Raw genomic sequence first — 21,059 nt, 5'->3', positions numbered from 1 at the left:
TCACAATAAAGAAGGATTCGTTATGTCAATAAATACAACCACAATTATTGATGGTGGCATGGGACGAGAACTGGCGAAGCGCGGTGCACCGTTTCGTCAACCTGAATGGTCAGCACTGGCAATGATAGAAGCGCCAGAAATCGTTCGTGATGTACACCGTGCGTATATTAAGAGCGGCGCAGCAGTTATTACGACCAACAGTTACGCGCTAGTACCTTTTCATATTGGCGAGGAACTTTTTGTGGCACAAGCACAAGATTTGGCAGCAACCTCAGGTGAAATGGCACGTGCAGCAGTGACACTAGAAGATGCAGCAACCAAAATTGCAGGCTCTATACCGCCACTGTTTGGCTCCTACCGTGCAGACTTGTTTGATGCTGACCACGTAGAAGATATCGCTACCCCACTGATCAAAGGTCTAAATCCGTATGTAGATTTTTGGCTCGCTGAGACTCAGAGTCTAATCGCCGAATCTATCGCTGTCCGTGAGCTACTTAATACGCTAGATACGGACAATAAACCGCTATGGGTAGCTTTTACTTTAGAAGACAGTATGGATATCGATGTACCACGTCTGCGCTCAGGAGAAACCGTCGAGGAAGCCGTGTCGACAATGGCTGCTCTCGATGTCGAGGCAATACTCTTTAACTGCTGCCAACCTGATGTTATCGAGCAAGCATTAGATGTTGCGCAGACTGTCTTGCAAGCAAAACAAGCGCAGCATATCAAACTTGGCGCTTATGCCAATGCTTTCCCGCCACAACCGAAAAATGCTGCGGCAAATGATACATTGAATGAAGTTCGTGATGATTTGACCCCGCCCGCCTATCTGCTCTGGGCACAAAAGTGGCAAGCACAAGGGGCCTCATTGATCGGCGGCTGCTGCGGTATTGGCCCTGAACATATTCAGGAATTAAGCCAACACTTCTCCGCTGGCTAGACATAGGCTAGTTTGAATATAGAAAAATATAAAACAGTTAGAACGTTGAGTTCATCATGTTAACGACCATCAAATTCACTTGTTGGTCGTTACAGTGCTAGTGCTGTAGCGTATCAAAAAATCTAGTATAAGCAGACAATTCAGACTAAGACGGAGCACAACCACTAAAGCCATGGTAAAACTGAATCTTGATCAGATAGTCTCGCGGTATACTTAACGCTCCTTTCTTCCCGCTCATTACATCATTCGATACTCAACTACCTTCAAAAGATGCCATCTAGAACTGGTGTGTCACCATTTAATGCTGACTTGACTTAATCAACCCTAGCTAAGCATCAAGATAAATAATCTAGCTTCAGACGTTATTAATATAGTTAGCTTCTGAGACTAACTATGATTCTAGCCGTGCTTTTTCCCCGTCTTAGTCGTGCGTCAACGTACTGATACAAACTTGCCCGCCTGATGTTTTCTTCTCATCGTCTTCTTCTTGTGCTGACTACCCTTACCCAAAGACAATGTCTAACCACATGTTTACTCATGATCCAAAAGCGTCCTATTTGTCTGTAAGTGAACCATAAAACTTTATGTCACATTACGTACAACTTACATAGTTAATTTATCACAAACAATTATCGACTAAACCATTACTTAATTTTGTATTAGTATTCATTGGTATTCCCCAAATAACTGAAGATACAAGTACTTACATTATGTCTAAACATACTCTCCTTTATATAACTCTAACTTGTCGTACATGCCTAAGGACTAGACATGACTGCTAATACATCAGAAACTTTGACTGACGAAGCACTCAGTTTTCAATTGATGACGCGAGCTGAACCTCCAGAGTTGGTTATTGCCACAATCAAGTCGTTATTAGCAGTAAAAGAAGCGCGTGATGAGATATTGATTATCGATAATAACAATAAAGAGACGTCATTGTATGAGCCTTTAGCTGCGTTTTGCAAAAGCTTAGACGCTAATTTGAACGTCCATTTTTATCATATTGATCATGTCGAAGGATTTAAGGCTGGGGCTTTGAATTTGGCACTTGGGCTAATGAGTCCAGACTGTAGCCGCATTGTGGTTGTCGATAGTGATTACCAAGCATTACCACATGCTAGAGCCTCTATTATGCAAGCTATCGCCCAGTACCCTGAGCATACCTTACTTCAGTTTCCACAGTTTTACCGTAATGAAGGACAGCTCGATGCGCATAATGAACTGAATCACTATTTTAATCATCATTTGCATCGTCCTTTTAATCGTAATCGCGCCTTATCTACAGGTACTTACGCTGTTATTCGACGCTCGGATCTTTTGAACATAGGTGGCTGGTCAGGTGCGTCTATCACTGAAGATGCTCAGATGGGTGTGCTTATGCATCGACAAGGTTTTCGCAGTCAGTTCATACCAGAAGTTATTGCCACGGGTTTACTACCTAGCACGCTAGATGACCTAATATGTCAACGTCGGCGCTGGATCTACGGCAACATGCAGGTACTCAAGGATTACCTATCAGCTCCGTACAACGCTTCAGTCCAACATATCCCGCAATACGAAGGTATTGGTGAACGTCTGGCATACATACGTGCTCATCTGTCTCAACTGAGTGCTTGGGTAAACTTCACAGGGTTCTTTATCCTTTTGCATATCTGCTCCTTACTGGTGATGGTTGATATGCTCTTAGTAAACAACTCTGACGTGTCGATGCTTACCCCTTTATATGTGGTTTATGCAAGCTATGCGTTTTTTGTCTTTAGACGTTTGTGGGCATATTGCCGTGATCAATCTCCTCTCAACAAACAAATAGATGACAGCCATCAGCCACGTTTTAGTAGAAAAATACAAACATGGTTGATGCACTTAAACTTTTGGGAGATTGGTGCATTGTCATGGCTTCCAGTGCTGTGGGGACGAAAGAAACCTTTTGTCTGTACACCAAAACAAAACTATATCCAAAGTCGTCATTCGTTATTCCTTAAGAATATAGTGGCTCTCCCAAAGCTGTTATTGGTGCTAAATATCGTTACAGCTCTAGTTGTAGCGCCGTTTTCACCGCTCTATTCACCAGTATTATTTGTGTGTGCAGCGACCGTTTGTATTCTAAAACTAAGCGCAGCCAAGGTAGCAATGGACAATTTCTCTGATGCTAGAGCAGACAAACCTAGTATAAGTAAGGCTCTAAAACAAACTTTAAAAGTAGCCCATAAAAAGAAGAAAACTATAACAACATCTTATGCGACGTCTTTATTGAAAAATAAAAAACCATCGATTCGTAAAAGCCGATACCTATAAAACTAGCACTCATAAAGCTAATAATTCGTAAAAATTTGCGATCTGCACCAGCCAATTTTTAACTAAGGTCATTCTATTGTCTTTTATCGTTTCTATACTAAGTTCCCTATACACCGCCCTACTAACTATAACGCTTGTAGCCATGATGCTTATAACTACAAAGGTCTTAAAAACATGATCAGGTCTTCGAACTCACCGCTACGCATTGCCATTATCGCGCACTCACTGTATCCCATTGCCCAGCCTTACGCGGGTGGTTTGGAAATGATTACCCAATTGATTTGTGATGAATTAGTGGCGCAAGGTCACAAGGTATTGCTTTACGCTCATAAAGATAGCGAGACAAGCGCGACGTTGGTTCCGTTATTGACTCGTCATGAGTTTAACAAGATGGTCTATGATAATGAGCATGAAACGGTATCCATGGGCCGCGAGGAGATGTACCAATATCTGACTTATCAGACAGCCCTACGAGATATTATCGAACGCGATGAGCGCGGTGAGATCGACATTGTCCATAACCACAGTTTGCATCACATTCCAATGATGACAGGCCAAGCGTTAGGCGAAAGGTTTTTCACCACTTTTCATACGCCTATATTTCCGCAGTTACGTTTGGCGCTTTTAACACTGCGCGCTGGTACAACCACTCAATTTACGGCGATTAGTAAGCATCAACAGCAGTTGTTCGCTGAGTTTGTTCCCTCACAAGTGGTATACAATGGTATCGATGTCGAGTCCTTTACGGCCAATACTGAATCCATTTGCGATACTGATACTAGCGATGATGAGGTATATTTTTGGTATGGGCGCATCTGCCCTGAAAAAGGCACTCACTTAGCCATGCAGTACTGTATAGAAGCTGGGAAAAAACTTATCATAGCAGGGCCTAAAAGCAACGAAGACTACTTCAATCAAAAAGTAGCCCCTTTATTATTTAAAGACAGTAAAAGTGGCGGTAACAAACTATTCAGTTATGTGGGTCATGTCACCAAGACCGAGATTAATAATTACTTGTGCCAAGCAACTGCCATGTTGTTTACCAGCACTTGGGATGAGCCGTATGGATTGACCTTGGCTGAGAGTTTGGCATGTGGCACGCCAGTTATTGGTTTCGATGCTGGAGCCAGTGCTGAGATTATTACTCCAGAGACAGGGGTCATCGTACCTAAGAAAGACAAAGCAGCCTTTATCTGTGGCTTTAATACGATTAAAAATATATCACGCCAAGCTTGCCGTGACCGCGCCTTACAGTTTTGTTCAGTTTCAGCTATGGTAGACGGCTATCTGGCAATATATAAAGCAGCGTTAAAAAATAGAACGGCGTTGATAGAAGACAATCCAGAAAGTTACGTCAATAGTATCAACAGTTATGAGCTGTCTGATTTGACAAAAGATTCCCTTCAGTTTTTTAATCAGGCCATTCAAGCGCCAGTTGAAACCGACAATGATTTTGTTAGCTTTTCTGAGGAATCATAATAATGCGTATCGGCTACTATGCTCATCATCACGGCTCAGGACATTGCCGACAGGCAGAAAAACTGGCTGCATTGCTACCTAATGATGCAAGAGCGCAACTAACGGTATTTACGAGCTTAGATGCAGATAATTATCGTTTTACCGCTATTGATGAACAACAAATCGTACGTTTAAATGCAGAAGACGAACTACCCAATGACGTACTGGCAGGGCGTGCAGGAGAATATTGGCAACCAGCCAGCCTACACTACTCGCCTGTAGGCAATACTGACATTCAAAAACGCAGTCACCAAATACTAGACACTATCTTTCAACGTAAGATTGATCTAATGATTATCGATGTCAGTGTTGAGGTGGCAATGCTTTGCCGGGCGGCAAGTATCCCTTACCTTTACGTTAGGCTTCCAGGTATTCGAGATGACGAGCCACATCTTGGTGCATTTGCTGGCGCGCTTGCCTTACTGGCGCCTTATTCTAAAGCGTTGGAGGCTGCTCAGACATTTAAGTGGGTCTGTGATAAAACGCTTTATCTCGATTTTATTTACTCTCAAAAAACTGAGTCATGTACTTATAAGAGCTTTATAGATATCTTGGCAAAATTAAGAGTTGATAACGAAACTTCTGATCTTAAATCTATAAGCCTTCAATCTATTAGGGCTCAACTATCATATAAGTCCGAAGCTACAACACCTATTATCACCGTCATTAAAGGCTACGGTGGACACAAAGCAATTGATGAAAAACTATCTGAGTTGCACTCACTTCTACCCAATGCATTAATCATCTCTCTCGGCCCTATAGAGCAAGACAAGCGATGTTATATCGATATCTCAGCTGAGGTAGATGACGTCACACCATTTATTTGTCATAGCGATTATTTGGTCATGGCCTGTGGCTTAAATGCTGTCGCGCAAGCATATCATTATGATACGCCGCTCATAGTAGTGCCTGATGACAGGCCACATAATGAACAAGCCGTCATGGCTGAAGCGTTAGTCGCTCAAAATAAAGCGCTAAATTGGCAGCAGTTTAAAACCTTAATGAGCGTCAATAATGGTCAACCTGAATCTTTTGATCAAGGGGTTAATGCTCGAAGCACACAGCACCCCACTATATCGGTTGATAGCATTGAAAAAAATAATATTGAGGAAGATAACAGCGAGGAAACTAACGCAGTTACGCCAATAGCCGCTCAAGCGTTCATGCATAGCACCACTGCTTACCCTACTACCAAGCGTTGGTTTGAAAACTGGTTACTCCCTCGACTCAACTTAACACCCGAATCAACAATTGAATTCTGACTTATTAAAAACAAAAGGCAACCTGATAGCGAGGTAAAGACAAGCGATGACCATTCAGCCGACGAGTAACACTAGCACGACTTCTAATACTGTATCAATGACAGTCATTACGACTTGCTATGGTCGTAATCGCCATCTCTACAACCTACTCAGCAGTCTAGAAAATAGCAGTGTGAAGCCAGCCGAAGTCATTATCGTCAACGACGACGCTGACCCCAATCGGTTAGCTGAGTTTTCATTAAATATCGTGAAGTTACCGACTACGGTTAAATCGACTGTGAATGATGGTTGTGATACTAATACTGCAGAGTTTGATATCGGACATAACCGTAATCTTGGGGCACTGCAGGCAACTCACAATATGCTGGTTTTTTTGGATGTTGATTGTATCGTAGCACCTACGTTTATTGAGCAAATGTATGAGAAGCTTCTGCAATACCCTAGTGCGCTTTTGATGGGTCAACCCCGCTATCTGACGCGACCTTTAACAGTAGAAGAAAGTGAGAAATTAAAAATTAATCATCTGCCTTTCTCTGTTTTATACGAGCTGTCTGTCTATAACCCTTATCGTTATAATTTTGATGAAGCTGATTCAAACCAAGCTGGAACAGAGCAAACAGCCATCAAACAGACTGATGATTACGGTGCATTCTGGAGTCTGTGCTTCGCTATCAAGCGACAGACTTTTGATGAAATTGGCGGTTTCGACACCCAATATACAGGTTATGGTGCAGAGGATACCGATTTTGCTTTTACAGCACGCCGATTAGATATCGATTTTTACCTCACTGCTGATATCGCTTATCATCAGCAGCACAGTGTCTACCGGCCACCTCTTAATCATTTGGACAGTATCATTGTCAATGCCAATCGCTTCTATCAAAAATGGCACTGTTGGCCCATGGCAGGGTGGCTGTCTCAATTTTCTGATATAGGGCTAATTGATTGGACAGAAGAACAGTCATCACTGATAGCCATACGACGAGAGCCTAGCGACAATGAGATAAAACTCGCTCATTGCCTAGATGCTCCTTATGTTTAACTACTTCTAGCAATTTCTAGCTAACGATAACTTAGTTAATCAATATTTTAGTACCGATGAACAATCACGCCTTTAGGTGGTCGACTCATTTCCTGACGTTCAAACGCCCAGTTATGACCATGCCAAAAATGAGCTGTTTCATCATTGTCATTGAAACCGATCATTACTATCTCTAACGGTCGTTCCGTTTTTTGAATATGGTATAAGTATGCTCGAGCTGCCAGTATTAGCCGATACAATAGAAAACCTGACGAGGGTGCTGACGAATGAATATCGTTAAAATATGGATAATCAGCAACAACTTCGTGTCGCTCTGATAGCACAATGTGGTAGATAGGGCTTGATAATAGTTTTTGCATACTTGAAGGAACATTTAAGATGCGCTGAGCAGTGATAGGATCGTCATCAGGATTTGGATCATCTGCTAGTGACGGGAACTGGTAAGATTGATTGCTCGTCAATATGCCTAATGGTGCGTTCTCTGCCATTTGTTCCATCACTGATACATGGTTGCTTCTGGGCGGTAGGCCAAAATGTAGATCACTATCACCAATCTGCCTAAAAAACAGCAATTTAGGCAACAAACTAGCTAACTGATGTCCAGCAAAAAAATCAGCGTGAATAAAGTGATTAAATAACACTAATACATCATCGGGCTGTAATAGCACCTCAAGCTGCGTTGTAGTCACAGCAGGATTATTAGCAATTAGAACAACCCGTTTGGCTTGCTCTAAGGCAGTCTGTATAACAGCTGGTAACATTAAAAAAGCAGACGTGGCTATGCTTATGTTATCAAATACGTATTCGCTATTCTCCGATAGCGAGACATTCTGTTTAAGTATTGGCTTTTCTGTATTAGACATAGCGACCTTAGTTAGTTTAAGCCTTTGATTGTTACTTTATAATTATTAGCAATTTTTATAGATAAAGCTTTACCTTTGTTATGCGCAGATAAAGCCTTATTTTAATAAAAGTCTGCTACTTCCTCTTTCTTACTTATTCAACTCAAAAATCATATTTTGCCATTATTTCAATTTGCTGACCTGCTAGAATGCGATATTCGCAACATTTCATAGTAGACAAGTACTAGCTAATAATTTGCTTAAGTAACTTCTAGGTAACGATCTGTGTATTTAGTAAATGATATATCACCAGCTAGCTATCTCAGCTTATTGCCATAACAACATCTTCTATTAATCTCACCATTGACCAGTAATGCAGAATAAGTTAACCGTCAGTAAGCAACATCTCTAGAATGTTGCTTATCTACCTACCCTTAGCAGAAAACTCTTACGATTGTATCAATGGTCAAATATCTATTAGAAAAAGTCACCTTTCTTTAACTTTCATAAAAGTACGTAACGCTGTAACTCGCTATCATCTAGTTATCCAATAGAGCAACGTACTACTCATCTACCTCTAACCACTAAATGACTGCTCTTACTTATAATCAGCTTAAAAGGACCTTACTATGAAAAACTTAAACATGAAAAAAATTGCTATTAGCTCACTATTGGCTGTATCCACTTGCTTTGCGATGATCGGTCCAGCGAATGCTGCCCAACAAGTTGTAGTAGTCAAAGATAAACATCAAGCCAAAAAAGTAGTAGTTAAAGCTAAACCTCAAGCTAAGAAGGTGGTAGTTGCAAAAGATAAGTCTCCTGCGAAAAAGGTGGTCGTCGTGAAATCAAGATAGACTGATACCATATATAGCTTATATAGATATAGAGCCCACTATATTAAGCAGGAAAAACCACTACCTCATCGCCTTCCTGCCATGGCTGAAACTTAGTCATGGCTTGTACAAATAATGGATGCTCTAACCAATGCTGTAGCCACAGCTGTAGCTTTGGATAAGGCAGGCCATAAAAAACATCACGATCGACATGAGCAAATTGGCGAACGAAAGGCATGATACCGATATCTGCAATAGTCACGCTATTGCCTAGTAGGTACGTATTCTTATTCAATAATGCTTCCAAATCTTGTAAGAACACTTCACCCTGTTGCCGATACTCTGTCTGTGTCATCTCAGGGTGACGATCGGCGTATTTGTAGCGATCAAGCCACTGCTTAAACTCATTATCATTTCGGGCAATCAGAGTATTAGCCTGAGATAAAACGCTTTCATCAAACAGTCCTTTCGGATCGTTTTGTTTAAGCGCCCACGACATAATTTCGGCACTTTCTTCAATCACTGAACCATCTAAAAGCTGTAACACGGGCACCGTACCTTTTGGACTAATTGCTAGCATCTGTTCTGGCTTATTCTTTAGCGTGATTTCTCGTAGCTCTACTGATAGCTCAGCAAACAATAAACCGAGACGAGCACGCATAGCATAGGGACAGCGACGAAAAGAGTATAAGCAAGGCAATGAAGTGTTCATAGATTCCTCCATAGTTGAATAGGAATTAATCAATAGATAAATGATAGGTAAAGAGCAAATAAAGAAAAACCAGCAGACGCAAACCTACTAACATCGACATTTATTCAGGCGCTGTTGAATACGTGACAGACTTATAATTGGCCATAGTTTCTACCAATGACTGTGGCAGATAAGCGTCTTTAAGATGCGCGTGCGGATAATACTGCTCAATCCACAATTGATAGTTATAGACAGTTAGCGTACCACAATATAATAAATATAAAACTTGCACGCCAATGCTACGCGACAACCCCATCACGCAATGGAAGTTAATAAGCGTAATAACACTATCTTCTTGCTGGTTCTCATTGTCAGCGTTTATCGCCCGCGGCTTCACTGATTGCGTCAAAAACTCAATCCGCTTAAATAAATCGATATAGTCTTGGAGCAATACGTCATTTAATGGCTGCAAATCCAATAAAGGCAAATACAAATAATGAACTGTTGTACTCATGATACTGTTAGCAGCTATTTCAAGGTAATGAGTATGACTAGATATCTCAGCGGCCAAATCAACAACAATTATCTGATAGCGAACTGAGGGCCGATTGCTTTCTAACGAACTCGGCCATTCTAATGAAGTATGGCCAAATAACCAATATGTTAAATGACTACTTACATCTGCCTGGGTCAATCTAGGTGAAGCAACAACATTGACCTTATCGTTAATAGCATAGGGTGTGAGTGGATATTTTTGTTCTTTGGCGAAAACTCTAAAATACCACTGACCCAAAAATGACATACCATTGTAAACAATAATAATCGGTGCAAACTTCATCCAAGTATATAAGGTTAATCGACCGCTATTGGACTTTTGAAACCAACGTGCATCCCGTATTGGTGTGACTTGTTGATAGGTACAAGCCAACATCGTAAAACTAACCAACCAATATAGCGCAATTATAATAGCTAAGGTTTCTATAGATTCAAACGCTATTACAGTAATATTATCAAGGTAAAACCCTCCTATCGCTAACAATAAGAACCCTACCATCCCCAGTGTCAGATGCTTGATTACTAGTGTATTTCGGCTCCGATTTGACAGTATAAGCACTGCAACAGCCAACACTGCTCCGCCCAACATATCTAACAAATGATGCTGATACGTCAGCACCGTCGACAGGGCTATCAATGTACATATACCTGTCAGCAACAATCGATAAGTGACTGAACTCCATTTGTTTTTAGACGCTACCACATCCCATAATGACACCCCAAGCAAGATGGCGTAACTGACATGCAGTGATGGCAGCTGATTGAATGGCTTGTCCACCAACTGTAAAAACTGATAACCAAACTGTGTCCAATCATCCGGTACAACTCGATGAAAAGAGAAACGAGCAGGATAAAGATAGAAAATCAAACAGGCAAAAACGGTTGCCAAAATTAAGCGACAGGTTAATAGAAATACCTGCGTAGAGGTCCTCACTAAGAAAAAACTAGCAACAAATAAAATCAGCGACCAGCTATAAGGAATAATCATAGCGGGAATAAAAGGAATGGTATTATCAAACGGCGTGGCGAGATTGTGAATTTGCGATGGATAGAGTGTATATAGAGATACGCTATAAAAAGTCGTCAAATTATAAAGCAAATAAAATATCAATAACGCAAGACATAGGTGTTTAAAGCGGTTCAAATTTGATGGGGTTTGCAACACCTAGTACCTCGTTTGACTGGTGAATAAAAATTTCAAAAAACTTTGGAACTATAATCATAGTTAAAGTTGTCATAATAGCAACTTATTGTTGGCTAAAAACTGCCCAAACCCATTGGAAATACAGTAGTTTTGAACTTATACTTGACTATTTTTTAGGCTTAGTTAGAAGGATTTGAGAAATGCAGTTTTTAAGGATGATAAGTCAGCAGTTAAGTCGATTTACGGCATTGGTTATTGTTTTGGCGGCCGCAGTGACATTTATAGAGCCTGCTACTTTTTCTTGGGTAACAGGTGATACCCAAGTCATCGTTCTGGGTGTCATTATGCTCGCAATGGGTATGACACTAGGTAAAGAAGACTATAAAGTATTGGCCCAGCGCCCGCTTGATATCTTTATTGGCTCAATTATCCAATATACCATTATGCCGATTTTGGCGATTAGCGTGGCTAGCCTGTTTGATTTATCGTCTGGATTGACATTGGGTCTAGTATTGGTTGGTACTTGTCCTGGCGGTGTGTCTTCAAACATTATGAGCTATCTTGCCAAAGGTGATGTGGCATTTTCAGTAGGTATGACCACCGTATCAACCATCATTGCGCCGTTAGTGACTCCACTTTGGCTCAATTATTTGGTTGGTCAATCTGTAGAGATGGATGGATGGGGAATGTTCCGCTTCATGCTCTTAGTGACGTTGTTGCCAGTCGCTATCGGCTCTATGCTCAACATTGTATTTCAAAATAAACACTGGTTTAATGATGTACGTGCAGTAATGCCAGGCGTTGCTGTATTGGCGTTTGCCGCTATCGTCGGTGGCGTTGCCGCCGTATTTGGCGATCAGTTCTTACAATCAGGACTAGTCGTGATTTTAGCGATTGCGGTACACAATATCGTCGGCTATATATTGGGCTACTACTCAGGTGCCTTATTTGGTATGAGCAAGCCCAAAAAGCGCACCATATCTATTGAGGTTGGTGTACAAAATGCAGGGTTAGCGACGGGCCTAAGCACGAAGTTTTTCCCTGGAAATGCAGAATCCGCCATCGCTGCCGCGGTTGCTTGTATTTGGCACTCTGTTTCTGGCTCTATCTTAGCCAATATCTTCGCTTGGTGGGATAAGCGTCAAGAAGCAAAAAATCCTACCGTCATCGAGACTGAAGAGTCCATAGAGCTTGGTAAACCAATCAGAAACAGTTAATACTGAAAAAATAATGCACTCGACATACTATGTTAGATAGCTATTTCCTAGAAAAGGCGCTACTTTTAAGATAATGTTTTTAAAATTAGCGTTTTTCAATACAGTAACTTTTAACATACTAACTTTCAATATAGCGTCTTATAGCATAGCGCTATCCGATCATTTGAATTAATGACTAGCCTCTCTTCTAAAGTCCTCATTCGCGAAAGCTACTGTAACTCCCCTATAAAACGCTTACGCACTTGACGCAAATATATAGCGGGAGCAACGCGCCATAATATACTGCCAAAACGTGACACAGGTTCAGGCAATATCCAGCGTTCACGCCGCTGCAAACCTTGATCGATTCGTTCAGCCATCCACTCCGCACTGCGCATATTCCCTATCATCGAGCGTGGGTGCTTTGCGATACTGCCATCACGGCCTAACGCGTGGTTTTCAATAGGCGTGTCAAGAAAACTCGGATAAACCATAAGGATATGAATATCTTCAGACTCTAACTCCAAGCGTAACACTTCAAAGAATTGTGTGAGCGCCCCCTTGGCGGCACAATAAGCTGCCCGCCCTGGTACGGGCATCCATCCAGCCATCGAGCCAATGCAAATAATTTGTCCTTTGGACTCACGTAGCATAGGTAACGCAGCCATGGTCAGCTCCACTGCACCCTGCCAATCTACCGCCATGACCTTTCGGAATACATTAGGATCAGTTTGATACGCGGGTGATCGATGGGTAATGCCTGCATTATTCACCAATAAGTCAAGACGGCCAAAATGGCTTTGTACTTGTTCGATAAGGACGGCAATATCATCACGTTGAGCGATATCAGTGACGACTGTTATGACTCTATCAATGTCACCTAACTCAGTGGCACGCGCGTTTAACGCTTGCTCATCTATATCAGCGAGTACTAGATGATGACCAGCGGCATACCAGTGCCGAGCCATTGCCCAACCAAGTCCTGAGGCAGCACCAGTGATTAAAGTGACATTCATTGAATGAGTATTAACGTTAGTTGACTTGGCAGCAGTAGATAGTGACATTGATGATTTTCTCCATATCAGGGCTTACGTAGTCCATTGCACTCGATGAAATACTCAAAGGTTTCGGCAGAGGTTTTTGCCAAAGAATAACCAAATTCTTCTTTTAGCCGTCTGTTACTCAGCACGGGGCGATAACGCAAAAAATTAACTTGCTCTGGACCTGTTGGTTTACCGCGCCATTTTGCAACCTGCAAACCAGCTTTGACTAAACCTACTGGCAAGATCAATAGCGGTTTGTTCAGCCGGTTCGCGATATCTTTCATGGTCAGCGCACCATCGCCTGCCATATTATAGATACCTACCTTGTCTCCACGAATACCCATTTCCATAGCACCGATCACGTCTTGATCCCAGATAAACACAAAAGGTGAATCGCTACCTTTGAGTGCAAGAATACGCGGCGCCATAAACAGACCAGTGATTTGATTGCGCGTATCAGCACCTAATACTGTGCCTGGTCGAAAGATGAGCTGCTGTAGCTGTGGGTGCTGCTCGCGGAAGCCTGCCAGCAGCTCCTCTACCTGCCTTTTATGATCTGAGTAAGCAAACTCCTTATTGCCGCGTAGCTCATCTTGCTCATCAATCCATTCAGGGTTGTCAGCATGATAACCGTAGGCCGCGCCCGAGCTGGTCAGTGTTATATGCGTGACATCTGCTTTGATGCAGCAATCAAGGACATTATGCGTACCATTGACATCGATATCATAATCACGAGCACGATCTTTTGATGCTTGTAGAATAGACGCAAGATGCACAACATGGGTGATATTTTGTTCTATTAGTAGCGTTGCCAAGCCCCTATCACGCACATCTAGTACATGGATTGGGAAGTCTAGATCGTTACGTTGTCGAACGTCGGTGCCAACCACATGGTGATGAGCAGCCAGACGATTGCCCAATTGATGACCGATATAGCCCGCGGCACCAGTAATTAATATGCGTTTATTGTTCATAGGGAATCCGTGCCCAAATTTGTGAAAGTGTGAGTCCTGAGACTAGGTGCCATACACCCCAAAATGCCGTAATGAGCATCATGCTGCCCGCCTCTGGAAAGAACGTAAACAAAATAACCAATCCCAATCCTGAGTTTTGTATGCCGACTTCTAAAGTCACTGCGCGTCGATCTGCGACTGGTAACTTGAGCATCAGTCCCATGCCGTAACCTAGCGAGAGTGCCAATAAGTTATGTCCAACAACCAGCCAAAAAAAGCTGTGAAAACGCTCTAAAAAAAGTGCGAAGTTACTGGAAAAAGCGATTGCGACAAAAGCCATTAGCACCAGTAATGAGAAAATACGTAGGGGTTTTTGGACACGTACGACAAGATCGGGCAATCGTCGTCCTGTCAACATACCAAGCACTAAAGGCAACGCCAATACCAGAAGCACCAGTATCAAGATACTGCTAGGCTCAATGGTTATTTTTGTCAGATACTCGCGTGTGTATGGGTTTAGCCAACCATAAAAGGCAAAATTAACTGGTGTTAATATTGCTGCAGTGAGGCTTGACACAGCCGTCATGCTGACTGACACTGCGACATTACCGCGTGCCAGCCAAGTCATAATATTAGAGAAGCTCCCTCCTGGGCAGGATGCGACTAAAATCATTCCTAGCGCCAACTCCGGATCGATATTCAATACCCAAGTAAATAAACACGTAGCGAGCGGCAATAATAAAAACTGAGCGAACAAACCTGCTATCGGTGCAATTGGAAATGAAAAGATACGCTTAAAATCTTCGAGACGTAGGCTTAACGAAACGCCGAACATCATGAATCCCAAGATAAGATTAAGCAGAATCAAGCTTCGTGGCTCAAACGCTACAGCCGCCATCATACTTCTGATACCAGTGTAGACTCTGTTGTTTCAAGCTCAGCGATATGTTTGGATAGCGTGTCTAAGTAATCATCTTTATTCACATAATATGCCATGCGTGCAAGCTTGATATAGTTATAGCCACCATCGAGCGTCTTGCCAGCACGCTTACGTTTCACCTTGTTGAACTGTTCGACGGCTGCTGTATTTTTCTGACGCTGCTGAATATATAGAGCAACAAGCCTAGCCTGTTGATTGCGCCCCTCCCAGCCCAAACCCGCAGCCTCCACCATACCCATCATAAATAAATTATCGTGTTTGGGATGAAACACATTCATATATAGCTGCGGCGCGTCATGACTGGTAGGCCAGTTGAGCTGCTCGCGATCAATGAATGGATAGTCAAGCAAATAACCTGTCGCCATCAAAATCAGATCATACTCGTGACTGTTGCCATCACTGAAGGTTACTGTATGACCGTCAACACTGCGTATGTTACGACGAGCCTTGATATCGCCATGACCTAAATGGTGCAGTACCAATGAATTAACCACCGGATGCGACTCATACATACGATAGTTTGGATTTGGCAATCCGTAATCAGAAGGTTTGCCTATTACCATACGAATCATCGCAGCATCCATACGCTGTTTGACTGGACGCGGGAGTTTTAGTTTGCCGCCTAGCGTATCAACTGGCTTACCTTTGATAAATTTGGGTAGGAAGTAATAACCACGTCGTAGGCTGATATCTACCGACTTTGCATGATGCACTGCATCAACGGCAATATCGGCCCCAGAGTTACCACATCCGACGATTAATACACGCTTGTCATTAAACACAGAAGGACTGCGGTATTCAGAAGAATGCATCAACGTGCCCGAAAACCTCCCTGGTAAGCTTGGCATATTTGGTGTGTGTAATGTTCCATTTGCAATGAGGACACCATCGAATAGCCGTGATTGTTTCTGTCCATTGCACTCGCTGATCAAGCACCAGCCATCTCCTTCGGGCATCATGCTGATCACGCGCGTAGAGAACTCATAGTGTGATTTGAGGTTGAAAGTATCTGAAAAGTCTCGGAAGTATTGACGAAGCTGGGTATGATGAGGATAAGCCGCGACTGAGTCCTTCATAGGAAACTCCTCGAACTCTGTCATGCGCTTAGATGAAATCAGATGTGCACTCTCATACATCGTGCTGTGCGGATTGTCGATATCCCATAGACCGCCTACATCTGTATGTAGCTCAAAACCTATAAAAGAAATATCCAGTTTTTGTAAATTTCGTGCTGTAGCTAGCCCCATAGGACCTGCTCCGATCACTGCATACATAAGCGTCACCGTAAAATCCATTTCAATTGTATAAATCAGTCAATTCCATTTGACTGCACCTCTGGTAGGCGAGACCAGCGTCCTCTGTGCCCATGATAAAACAATAGCATATATCGATAGAGGAGCCAGCTCAAGTAAATAAAAATACTGGTTATTTTTCAGCTTATTTGTAGATTAGTTTTAAAGCGCCTTCTCTGATATATCTTCAAAATTGCATCACTAAAGCATTGTAATAGAAACGATTATCATTATAATAACGATTTAACTTACACGCTGGAAATATTCATGCAACTGTCCCGCCTCTCTGCTGCTTTGTTTCGCCTTAATTCTTTGAATGTATCTGGCTCCTCTTCGCAATTAACATCCATACTCTCACGTTCTAGACTAAGAAAATCGCTACCTTTAAAAACATTATATTCAACTTGTTTGTCCACCTCAGTCATTATGCTAACGACCAGTCAAGTAGCATGGGCGCAAGTAGATAACAATGTAGAGGCACAGTCAGAGACACCTAATGTGGTACTCGACACTATCGTCGTGACCAGTAGTGCTGATGCATCAGCGGATGGCTTACCTAGCGCCTATGAAGGTGGCCAAGTAGCAACCGGTAGCCGCGTTGGTCTCTTAGGCAATCAAGATATTATGGATACGCCGTTCTCTACTACGTCATATACCAACGAATACATTGCCAATCAGCAAGCACAAAGTGTCGGCGACCTACTCACAAAAGATCCCACAGTACGTGTGGCTAGAGGTTTCGGTAACTTCCAAGAAGCGTATTTTATGCGCGGCTTTGTGACTACCTCAGATGACACCATGTTCAACGGTCTATACGGCATACTCCCTAGACAATATATCGCAACAGAATTGTTCGAACGTGTCGAAGTACAGCGTGGTGCGTCAGCCATGCTAAATGGTGCAGCACCTAGTGGCGGAAACTCAGGCGGTACAATCAACCTATTATCTAAACGGGCTGATAATGATCCATTACGTCAGCTAACAGTTGGCTATGGTCAAGGCGATCAAGGTAAGGTTGCGGTAGATGTTAGTGATCGTTTCGGTACTGATGATGCGATTGGTGTACGTTTCAATGCAGCTTATCAAGACGGTGACAGCGCTATCGATGATGAGTCATCAACCTTGGGTTTGGCCGCCCTTGGTTTGGATTATAGAGGTGATCAGTACCGCTTATCAGCAGATCTGGGCTGGCAAGATAACAAGCTGACAGAGACGCGCCCTAGTGTGACGCTTGCCGGTGTTTCTCATGTACCAAAAGCACCTGACGGCTCAAAAAACTGGGCACAACCTTGGACGTATTCAAACGAAGAAGATGTGTTTGGTACCATTCGAGGAGAATATGATTTTAATGACAGCATTACTGGCTATGGTGCCTACGGCGTTAGACGTGGTGACGAAGAAAACTCTTTAGCCAACCTTACCGTCTCTGACGCAGATGGTACTGGCTCGACCTACCGCTTTGATAATACTCGCGAAGATTTGGTACAAAGTGCCCAGCTTGGACTACGTGGACAATGGCAAACTGGCAAGATCAATCATGACTGGGTACTAGCAACAGATCTTTATGATCAAGAAGAAAAAGGCGCTTACGGTTTTGATTTTGGCAACCAGCTTGCGACCAATCTGTATAGCCCGACAGATTATAGTAATGAGTGGTCAGATACTGCTTTCTTTGGTGGTCGTCTTGATGACCCTAAGCTGACGAGCGAGACTCAGCTACAAAGCTTTGCACTTGCAGACACCATATCACTGTTTGATGACAAGCTAAAAACCACACTAGGCGTACGTCATCAAAACATCGAAACAACCAGCTATGATTACAACACTCAAGAAAAAACAGCTGAATATGATGAAAGCGCGTGGACGCCAAGTATAGGTGTCGTCTACCAGCCAACGCTGGACTGGTCTGTTTATGGCAACTATATCGAGAGTCTCGCTAAAGGTGATACTGCGCCACTGGTTGATAACTCTGGCAATGCACTAACTAATGCAGGACAAAACCTAGACCCTTATGTAAGTAAGCAAACTGAGCTGGGTGTAAAGTACGACAATGGCTTTATCGGTAGTAGTTTTGCTATATTCTATACTGATGAGCCACGTGCTTATATCAATGATGACAAAACCTTTACTACTGCTGGTGAAAACCGCCATCAAGGCGCTGAGCTGACTGTCTTTGGTAGTCCAAGTGAAAACATGCGTCTAAATGCCGGCGTAAGCTATTTAAGTGCCAAGCAAAAAGACACAGGCGATGCCGCGTTAGATGGTAATCGTGTCATTGGCGTCCCGACGCTCCAGAGCAACGTCAACCTAGAATATGATTTAGCAGCAGTCCAAGGACTGACGTTGACGGGTGATATTATCCATACAGGCGCGCGCTATGCCGATGCCGCTAATACCTTAAAAGTAGATGGTTATACTACCTTAGACCTTGGTGCACGCTATCGCACGCTATTGGCTGGTCAAGATGTAACTTTAAAAGGGGTCGTAACCAATGTGACTGGTGAGGATTACTGGCAATCTGTAGGTGGACTACCAGGCTATGGTTATTTAAATGCGGGTGAGCCAACTGCATTAAAGGTATCAGCAACGTTCGATTTTTAGACAGTATTGGATTTAATAAAAGGGATTGGGCGCGACCTACTCCCTTTTATACCATCAAAAATTTATTTTACTACTGAGTTATTATGTCTTCTCGTACTACAGCGTCCTCTCGCACGACCACTTCTTTGTACCATATGATCTGGGCACATTATCGCCTACCTTTTCTAAAAGTCATTCTGCTGAACTTGGTCAATGCCGCTGTCAGCGTCGGTATTATCGCTTACATCAATCACACTTTTATTAGTCAGCCTGTGTTTGATACCTTGTCTTGGCTAAGTTTGGCGCAGTTCTCGCTGCTAGTGATATTGTTACTAGTGACGACTTTTTTATCGCAGTATGCATTGACACGACTGGGACATCGGTTTGTTTATGAGCTCAGAACAAAACTGGTCAAACAAATTATCGATACCACCGTGCCACAGATAGACCATTTAGGTAGTGCGCGATTACTGGCCAGCCTATCATCTGATATCCAATCTATTACCGTAGCCTTCGTTCGTATGCCAGAACTGGTACAGGGCATTATATTGTCTGTTGGCGTGGGATTATATTTGGGCTGGCTGTCATTGCCATTACTGTTTATTGTTATGTTTTGGATTGTAATGACTATTTGGATAAGCACTATCTTAGTCAAGCATGTCTATACGCATTTAACAGAATTGAGAGAGATTAATGACGATTTATATCAAGACTATCAATCGATTATAGAGGGTCGTAAAGAGCTGGCTCTTAACCAGCATCGAGCAAAAAAACTGTATACAGATGATTTTTTAACCCATGCCAAATCGTATGAAAAGACCGTAACCAAGTCTGATACCTTTCATTTATCAGCGGTGAACTGGTCCAATATTATGATGTTCGCATCAATTGGTATCGTGTTTGCTGTGGCCAATTATCTTGATATATCGATGGGAGTTGCTACTACTTTTTCTTTGACCATTTTGTTTATGCAGTCACCGCTTTTACATGCTGTAGGTGCATATCCAACATTGCAGACTGCTCAAGTTGCACTAGAAAAGATACAGTCTTTAGAATTGTCCGAGCATCAGCCGAATTTCGCGACCGATGCGGTTGCTAAGAACTGGCAATCCATCTCATTAAATGATATCAGTTATCGCTATGTAGGCAGTAGTAATGCATCGGACACAGCGATTAATGATAATGATCAAAATAGTGATAACAATCAGAATCCTGTCAATAATATCTTAAAGTCTGTCAATTTAACCCTACAACGAGGCGACGTGGTTTTCTTAATCGGTGCGAATGGTAGCGGCAAATCCACTCTTGCCAAAATAATAACTGGTATCTTCACCCCTACCATAGGGACGGTACAAGTCGATGGACAAGTCGTCAATTCAGAAAACAATACCGACTTTAGACAGCTGTTTTCTGCAATTTTTAGCGACCAGCATTTATTTAAGCAATTGATTGGAGATCAAGGCAATGAGCCTGATGCGGCCCTAGTCTCTGACTGGCTACATAAGCTCAATCTACAAGAAAAAGTTAGTGTGGCTGACCATAAGCTCTCTACAGATAAGTTGTCACAAGGTCAGCGAAAACGCTTGGCAATGCTAATCGCCGTCGCTGAACAGAAGGACATATTACTACTCGATGAGTGGGCAGCTGACCAGGACCCTGCCTTTCGCCGCGTGTTTTACCAGACGCTCATTCCTGAGTTAAAAGCCATGGGTAAGACACTGTTTATCATCAGTCATGATGATGGTTACTTTGAGCATGCCGATCGATTATTACTGATGAAAGAAGGCCGTCTCATTGAGCTAAATGCTGAAGAGCGACAGCGTGCTAGTAAAGATGCCATTGCTATGCTCAAGTAAATAAAGCTATAACTGTATGTATTACTGACCGCTCAGCTTTAAGCCCATAAAACGTTTGATCAACTTTGAGCTAA

16 protein-coding genes are annotated in these 21,059 nt (G+C 42.6%); 9 read left to right on the top strand and 7 right to left on the bottom strand.

All coding sequences use genetic code 11. The annotated features are described in order from the left end of the window. Positions 1 to 22 precede the first annotated feature (22 nt). The 5 genes from ACT3QR_RS02520 (at position 23) to ACT3QR_RS02500 (ending at position 7,060) form a co-directional block, all read left to right on the top strand. Positions 23 to 940 carry a homocysteine S-methyltransferase family protein gene (locus ACT3QR_RS02520; RefSeq protein ID WP_444519809.1) on the top strand — a complete coding sequence of 306 codons (918 nt, stop codon included), beginning with the start codon at positions 23 to 25 and terminating at the stop codon, positions 938 to 940. Between the two features lie 771 nt (positions 941 to 1,711). Continuing rightward, the gene (locus ACT3QR_RS02515; protein WP_444519808.1) at positions 1,712 to 3,238 is read left to right on the top strand and encodes a glycosyltransferase family 2 protein; all 1,527 of its coding nucleotides are present in this window, start codon (positions 1,712 to 1,714) and stop codon (positions 3,236 to 3,238) included. 174 nt (positions 3,239 to 3,412) lie between these two features. Continuing rightward, on the top strand, positions 3,413 to 4,717 hold the full coding sequence (locus ACT3QR_RS02510; RefSeq protein ID WP_444519807.1) for a glycosyltransferase: 1,305 nt from the start codon (positions 3,413 to 3,415) through the stop codon (positions 4,715 to 4,717). Between the two features lie 2 nt (positions 4,718 to 4,719). Further along, positions 4,720 to 6,018 carry a hypothetical protein gene (locus ACT3QR_RS02505; RefSeq protein WP_444519806.1) on the top strand — a complete coding sequence of 433 codons (1,299 nt, stop codon included), beginning with the start codon at positions 4,720 to 4,722 and terminating at the stop codon, positions 6,016 to 6,018. A gap of 46 nt (positions 6,019 to 6,064) precedes the next feature. After that, entirely contained in the window at positions 6,065 to 7,060 is a 996-nt protein-coding gene (locus ACT3QR_RS02500; RefSeq protein WP_444519805.1) for a glycosyltransferase family 2 protein, read from the top strand. A gap of 47 nt (positions 7,061 to 7,107) precedes the next feature. Here ACT3QR_RS02500 and ACT3QR_RS02495 read toward each other — a convergent pair whose 3' ends face one another. Next, on the bottom strand, positions 7,108 to 7,923 hold the full coding sequence (locus ACT3QR_RS02495) for a hypothetical protein (RefSeq protein ID WP_444519804.1): 816 nt from the start codon (positions 7,921 to 7,923) through the stop codon (positions 7,108 to 7,110). Between the two features lie 608 nt (positions 7,924 to 8,531). Here ACT3QR_RS02495 and ACT3QR_RS02490 point away from each other — a divergent pair. Continuing rightward, positions 8,532 to 8,756 carry a hypothetical protein gene (locus ACT3QR_RS02490; protein WP_444519803.1) on the top strand — a complete coding sequence of 75 codons (225 nt, stop codon included), beginning with the start codon at positions 8,532 to 8,534 and terminating at the stop codon, positions 8,754 to 8,756. A gap of 43 nt (positions 8,757 to 8,799) precedes the next feature. On the opposite strand, the gene ACT3QR_RS02485 is transcribed toward ACT3QR_RS02490, so the two are convergent. After that, entirely contained in the window at positions 8,800 to 9,447 is a 648-nt protein-coding gene (locus ACT3QR_RS02485; protein WP_444519802.1) for a glutathione S-transferase, read from the bottom strand. Between the two features lie 100 nt (positions 9,448 to 9,547). Beyond that, positions 9,548 to 11,146: a phosphatase PAP2 family protein gene (locus ACT3QR_RS02480; protein ID WP_444519801.1), complete on the bottom strand. Its 1,599-nt coding sequence runs from the start codon at positions 11,144 to 11,146 to the stop codon at positions 9,548 to 9,550. 179 nt (positions 11,147 to 11,325) lie between these two features. On the opposite strand from ACT3QR_RS02480, the gene ACT3QR_RS02475 reads away from it, so the two are divergent. Continuing rightward, positions 11,326 to 12,342 (top strand): bile acid:sodium symporter family protein, encoded by a 1,017-nt coding sequence (locus ACT3QR_RS02475; RefSeq protein ID WP_444519800.1) that lies wholly within the window; start codon positions 11,326 to 11,328, stop codon positions 12,340 to 12,342. A gap of 209 nt (positions 12,343 to 12,551) precedes the next feature. Here ACT3QR_RS02475 and ACT3QR_RS02470 read toward each other — a convergent pair whose 3' ends face one another. The 4 genes from ACT3QR_RS02470 to ACT3QR_RS02455 are packed head-to-tail and all read right to left on the bottom strand — an operon-like array spanning position 12,552 to position 16,531. Continuing rightward, positions 12,552 to 13,385: an SDR family oxidoreductase gene (locus ACT3QR_RS02470; protein ID WP_444519799.1), complete on the bottom strand. Its 834-nt coding sequence runs from the start codon at positions 13,383 to 13,385 to the stop codon at positions 12,552 to 12,554. A gap of 17 nt (positions 13,386 to 13,402) precedes the next feature. After that, entirely contained in the window at positions 13,403 to 14,338 is a 936-nt protein-coding gene (locus ACT3QR_RS02465; RefSeq protein ID WP_444519798.1) for an SDR family oxidoreductase, read from the bottom strand. Further along, positions 14,328 to 15,218, bottom strand: coding sequence for a bile acid:sodium symporter family protein (locus tag ACT3QR_RS02460; RefSeq protein ID WP_444519797.1), 891 nt, complete (start codon positions 15,216 to 15,218; stop codon positions 14,328 to 14,330). The genes ACT3QR_RS02465 and ACT3QR_RS02460 overlap by 11 nt, the downstream gene beginning before the upstream one ends. After that, positions 15,215 to 16,531 carry a flavin-containing monooxygenase gene (locus ACT3QR_RS02455; protein WP_444519796.1) on the bottom strand — a complete coding sequence of 439 codons (1,317 nt, stop codon included), beginning with the start codon at positions 16,529 to 16,531 and terminating at the stop codon, positions 15,215 to 15,217. Before ACT3QR_RS02455 ends, ACT3QR_RS02460 begins: the two co-directional genes overlap by 4 nt. Positions 16,532 to 16,975: 444 nt before the next feature. On the opposite strand from ACT3QR_RS02455, the gene ACT3QR_RS02450 reads away from it, so the two are divergent. Then, positions 16,976 to 19,150, top strand: a complete 2,175-nt coding sequence (locus ACT3QR_RS02450) for a TonB-dependent receptor (protein WP_444519795.1) — start codon at positions 16,976 to 16,978, stop codon at positions 19,148 to 19,150. A gap of 83 nt (positions 19,151 to 19,233) precedes the next feature. Then, entirely contained in the window at positions 19,234 to 20,985 is a 1,752-nt protein-coding gene (locus ACT3QR_RS02445; RefSeq protein WP_444519794.1) for a multidrug ABC transporter permease/ATP-binding protein, read from the top strand. The last annotated feature ends 74 nt before the right edge of the window (positions 20,986 to 21,059 follow it).

It is taken from the genome of Psychrobacter sp. AOP7-B1-25, from assembly GCF_052376195.1.
Taxonomy (GTDB): Bacteria; Pseudomonadota; Gammaproteobacteria; order Pseudomonadales; family Moraxellaceae; genus Psychrobacter.
Note: the sequence above shows the minus strand (reverse complement) of the source record. Positions and strands in the feature narration are given on the sequence as shown.